Below are 5,296 nucleotides of genomic sequence, written 5' to 3'. Positions count from 1 at the left end.
TTATCAAGAACAGAGCGGGTTTCCCGTGTCTATCGACATTCTTGACAATGCCGGATAGCTGCTCAAACGGGTCTTCAGGCAAAAGCCAAAAGTGTAAACAACACTGTTGATTTCTACAGAGTGCCTGTCCGGGTAATTTATCAAAGGGGCTGTTTGAGTAGAACTTTATACCGATATGCTGCCCTAAATATTGGTTTTCAAGAATATATACTGTGAAAACGGCCGTATGTATGTTCTTAATTTTTGAAAATGTAAAAATAGAAAAGGAGCGATGATGAAACAATATACCTTAAATCCCAAAGCCTTGTTGGGCGGGGTGATCAGCAGTGATACTGATCAGGAAATCGTCCAGCTTTCTTTGCAGAAAGACAATGAAATTCCGCCCTATGAAGCCGAAGCGATTATTTTGTTGATTGTGTTGAACGGTAGTGCGCAAATCTCGACGTCATCTGAAACTTTACATACCGAAGGCCTGCAAATCGTCCGGCTCGAACCTGGTGAGACACACAGTATCCGTGCGCTTGAAGATTATACGAATATCTTGGTGATTAAGCAGTTGACTTACGTTGCGGGCTTAAACAAAAAATTGCGTTTCGGAAAATGTTGCCTGTGAAAATTTTTGCAGTATGGCGATACTGTTGCGGTAAGTTTGGTGATTCCCATAAAGAACCAGATAGTAGGCGATGTACTGTACAAAGGTCGTCTGAAGAACAGATAAGGTTTTCAGACGACCTTCATCCATAGCGTTTAAACAGGAATCCCCATGCGTACCCTGAAAAACATTCTGACCCTGATGCTCAAAGAGTTCCGCAGCGTGCTGACTGATCCGGTGCTGATGGTACTGATTGCGTATATCTTCACCGCCACGATTTATCAGATGGCGCAGGTGGGCGCGGATTTGAAAAATGCCACCGTCGGCATCATCGACCAAGACCGTTCGGTCTTGTCCATGCGTATCCGCGATGCCGTGCAGCATCCGTTTTTCAAACCGGTAGAGGACGTGCGGCGCGAAGATTCGGACGAATTGATGGACAAGGGCGAATTCACCTTTATTTTGGAAGTACCGCCCAATTTTCAGCGCGACATGGCGGCAGGGCGCAATCCTGATTTGCAGCTTTTGGTTGATGCGACGTCGATGACGCAGGCGGGAGTGGGCGCGTCTTATCTTTCGCAAATTATCAACCGCGAAATTTACGAATTCACCGGCGTGACACGGCCGGAGTTAATCAACCCCGTCATCAATACTTATTACAATCCCAACGGCGAGAGCTCGTGGTTTATGCCGACTTCGCAAATCGGCTCGATGTCTTGTATGTTGCTGATTTTATTGACGGGGGCGGCGGTTATCCGCGAACGCGAACGCGGCACAATCGAGCATTTGCTGGTGATGCCGGTCAATGCGTTCGAACTGATGATGGGCAAAGTGTTGGCAAATGCCGCCGTGATTTGGGTGGCGGCACTGTCGTCGCTGTGGTTTATCGTGCATTTGAGCATAGGCGTGCCGCTCATCGGTTCGGTGCCGCTTTATGCGGTAGGGTTGGCGTTGTTCCTGTTTTCGGTGGCGTCGCTGGGCATCATGATTGCCACGTTCGCATCGACGATGGGGCAGTTCGGTATGCTGATGCTGCCGGTGTATATCGTGATGAATCTGTTTGCCGGCGGCGCATCCCCGCGCAGCAACATGCCGCACGCGACGCAACTGATCAGCGAATATTGGCCGCTGACGCAGTTTGTGAAATTCTCGCAAGACATCCTGTTCCGCAGCGCGGGGATTGAAATCGTCTGGGGGCATATGTTGATCATGGGCTGTATCGGCGTAGGATTCTTATGGCTGGCATTGTTGCGGTTTCAAGGGATGTTGGAACGGCAGGGTTGATGAGGTCTTCCTGCCGAGGATCGCTAAAAAGCAAACCTGACGGTTCGTTGCCCTCTCCCTAACCCTCTCCCATGGGGAGAGGGGATTGAGGATGCTGAAACCCAACCGTGTTTTAGATTTCCAACCGATTTGTCCCCTCTCCCCGAGGGAGAGAGTTGAGGATATAGAAACCCTACCATGTTTTAGATTTTCTGCCAATTTGTCCCTTCTCCCCGCGGGAGGGGGAGTTGAGGATACCGAACCTCAGCCACTTTGGGATTTCAGCCAATTTTGCCCCCTCTCCCCGTGGGAGTGGGGTGGGGAGAGGGCGGTAAGCCGCAGGCTTACATTGTTTCGCAAAAAATCTTCTGAAAGGTCGTCTGAACGGTTGTCCCGTCGAGAGGCTGCGCACTCTGAAAACGAGCGAAGCAAATTTCGCCAAAACGGAACGCTAAAACCTTTTCAAAAAGGAAAATACGATGAAATTCAATCAAATCCATTTATTGTGTATTGCCGCAGCCTTGGCGCTTGCTGCCTGTAAAAACACAGAAGTTCCGTTAAACAGTCAGGTTGAGTTGCCTGAAACGTTTACGCAGGATGCGGCGGCAAAGGGTGATGCGGACATCGGGGCGTGGTGGCAGCAGTGGAACGATCCGGTGTTAAGCGGATTAATCGCGCAAGGTTTGGCGCAGGGGCATGATGTGAAAATCGCTGTCAGCCGTCTGAACGAAGCCCGTGCCGTGGCGGGGGCGGCGCGTGCCGATTTGGGGCCGACCGTTGGACTGAGCGGCAAGGTGGGGGCGAATTACAGCCAAATGGATAACCCGCTCGACAGCAATGCCAGAGCGTTGCTCTCGCGTTATCCGCAGGCCTCGTCTTTAAACGGCGATACCATCGAGTCCACAGGCACCAGCATGTACGGCGGACTGGCCGCTTCGTGGGAGCCGGATATTTTCGGCAAGAAACGCAGCGATGCCGATGCCGCCCGTTATGCCGCACTCGGGCAGCAGGAGCTGGCGTATGGCGCGCAAATGCTGGTGGCGGGCGATATTGCCGACAATTATTTCAAGGCGCGTGCGGCACAAGGCCGTCTGAAAACCGCCGACCAAACCGTTGCTACCTTGCGGCGTATGGTGCGCTATATCGAAGGTCGGTTTAAGGCGGGACATGTCAGCGGCTATGAAGTGAACGAGGCGAAAGTGCAACTGACCGCAGCGGAAGCCAAACGCGCCACGATAGCGGCGGAATACGCCGCTTATGTGCGCAGTATCGCCGTTTTGACCGGTAACGTGCCGCAGACGTTTACGCTGCCCGAATCGTCTGTCGATGCGTTGGCGCACCAACCTTCCGCTCCAAGCGGGCAAACGCCGCAAGGCTTGCTGGAACGCCGCCCCGACCTGCGCGCACAGGTGGCGCAAGTTAATGCCTACGCCGCCAAATTCGCCAGTGCCAAAGCCGATTTGCTGCCGCGCTTCACCATCAGCTTTATGGGACAGGGAGGGCGCATCGGTGTGGACGGCGACCGTTCGCTGACCGGCTGGGCAAGTTTGCTGTCGGTGGGCATACAGACGCCGCTGTTCACCAACGGCCGCATCAAAGCCAACATCAAAGCCGCCGACGCGCGCCTTCAGACGGCATTGCTGGAATACGACAAACGGCTCCTGACCGCACTGGGCGAAGTCGATAGTGCGTATCAAGGCGTGGAATCGCTAAGCCGTCAAACCGAGCTGCTGCAGACCGCCCATAATCAGGCAGCACGCCATGCTGCCGATACGGAAAAAATGTTCCGCAACGGCTACAAAACGCTGGATGTCTCCCTCAAAGCCCATATCGCTGAAGACCAAGTGCAGGAAAACCTGATTGCGGCGCGACTGGCAAGGGCGCAGATGCTGGTGTCGCTGTATAAGGCATTGGGCGGCGGTTGGTCGAAATAAAGAAGCAAAAAGGTCGTCTGAAAAATTTCAGACGACCTTTTTAAGCTGATGACTATTGTTCTCTATCCGGCAACAGTATATTCAAAATAATGGCCAATATTGCGCACAAGCCCACTCCGGCAAAGCTCAACGTACCGATTTTGATGACCATACCGCCGATACCTGTCGTCAACACAGAGCTGACGATAACCAGATTTTTAGGCAGCATCAAATCAACCTTCGAATCAATCAGCGTTTTCACACCCAAAGATGCAATCGTACCGAACAAAAGCAGCATAATGCCACCCATGACAGGCATCGGGATGGAAGCTAAAAACGCATTGAATTTACCGAAAAACGCCATTGCAATGGCAAAAATCGCCGCCCAAGTCATAATGACAGGATTGCTGTTTTTCGTAATCATCACCGCGCCTGTAACCTCGCCGTAAGTCGTTACCGGCGGTCCGCCGATCAAACCGGCTACGCATACGCCCAAGCCGTCGCCCGCCAGCGTCTTATCCAAACCCGGATCTTTCGTATAGTTTTGACCGGTAACATTTCCAATAGCCATGATACCGCCGATATGCTCGATGGCAGGTGCAATCGCCACCGGTAGCATAAACAGCGCAGCCTGCCAGTTTACTTGCGGCGTTTCAAAATGAGGCACTGCAAACCAAGGCGCATTGACGATGGCGGCAGTATCTACCAAGCCCATTATCAAAGCCAATGTGTAGCCCGAGGCCACACCGATCAAGATCGGCACCAGTTTCATCATGCGACTGCCGAAAACCGACACCACGACCGTTACCGCAAAAGTAAAGCCCGACAAAATCAACGAGTCTGCATAATCAATTACCTGTTTGCCGTCAGCCTGCCCCATAGCCATACTGCTTGCCGCAGCGGCTACCGACAAACCGATGACCATAATCACCGGCCCGATGACTACCGGCGGCAGCAAGCGGTGAACCGCCGCCAACCCTCGCCACCTGATTAAGCCCGCGAATACAAAATACATAAAGCCGGCCGCAAACAGGCCAAACATCGTTGAAGGCAGCCCCCATTCACCAATCGAGTAAATAATCGGTGCGATAAAAGCAAATGAAGAACCCAAAAAAATCGGCACCTTACGCCGAGTAACCAATTGGAACAGCAACGTCCCAATCCCGGCGCCTAACAATGCCAGTGCAGGGTTCAACCCCGTCAGAAGCGGCACAAGCACCATCGCACCGAACGCCACAAACAAAATCTGCGCGCCCGAAACCGCCAATTTAAGCTGATTCATCCGAAACCTCGTATATTCGATTCAAACGGCGGGAATTATACTGTCTAGGCAGCCGAATGAACATTAATTTAACGCGGATTGGAGGTAAAACAGATTGGTAAAGATGGCAATGGGTGCAAGATGGGTAGAGACCTTTGCAAAATTCCCCAAAATCCCCCTCAATTCCCATCAAGACATTTAGGGGATTTTCCATGAGCACCTTCTTCCAGCAAACCGCACAAGCCATGATCGCCAAACACATCGACC

At 52.2% G+C, this 5,296-nt stretch carries 5 protein-coding genes; 3 read left to right on the top strand and 2 right to left on the bottom strand.

Annotated elements, in window-relative coordinates; all coding sequences use genetic code 11:
* The first annotated feature begins 274 nt into the window (after nucleotides 1–274).
* The 3 genes from AC5M9B_RS04385 (at nucleotide 275) to AC5M9B_RS04375 (ending at nucleotide 3,789) form a co-directional block, all read left to right on the top strand.
* Nucleotides 275–613, top strand: coding sequence for a cupin domain-containing protein (locus AC5M9B_RS04385; protein WP_107842588.1), 339 nt, complete (start codon nucleotides 275–277; stop codon nucleotides 611–613).
* A 150-nt stretch (nucleotides 614–763) separates the two neighbouring features.
* Entirely contained in the window at nucleotides 764–1,876 is a 1,113-nt protein-coding gene (locus tag AC5M9B_RS04380) for an ABC transporter permease (RefSeq protein WP_455007566.1), read from the top strand.
* 458 nt (nucleotides 1,877–2,334) lie between these two features.
* Entirely contained in the window at nucleotides 2,335–3,789 is a 1,455-nt protein-coding gene (locus tag AC5M9B_RS04375; protein ID WP_070655364.1) for an efflux transporter outer membrane subunit, read from the top strand.
* 52 nt (nucleotides 3,790–3,841) lie between these two features.
* On the opposite strand, the gene AC5M9B_RS04370 is transcribed toward AC5M9B_RS04375, so the two are convergent.
* Together AC5M9B_RS04370 and AC5M9B_RS04365 are read right to left on the bottom strand one after the other, a co-directional pair.
* Entirely contained in the window at nucleotides 3,842–5,050 is a 1,209-nt protein-coding gene (locus AC5M9B_RS04370; protein WP_003742744.1) for a uracil-xanthine permease family protein, read from the bottom strand.
* The coding region (locus tag AC5M9B_RS04365; RefSeq protein ID WP_487648302.1) for a hypothetical protein at nucleotides 5,037–5,296 on the bottom strand (260 nt) is incomplete at its 5' end. The genes AC5M9B_RS04370 and AC5M9B_RS04365, both read right to left, overlap by 14 nt.

The sequence above is a fragment of the Neisseria flava genome, assembly GCF_982712965.1.
Note: the sequence above shows the minus strand (reverse complement) of the source record. Positions and strands in the feature narration are given on the sequence as shown.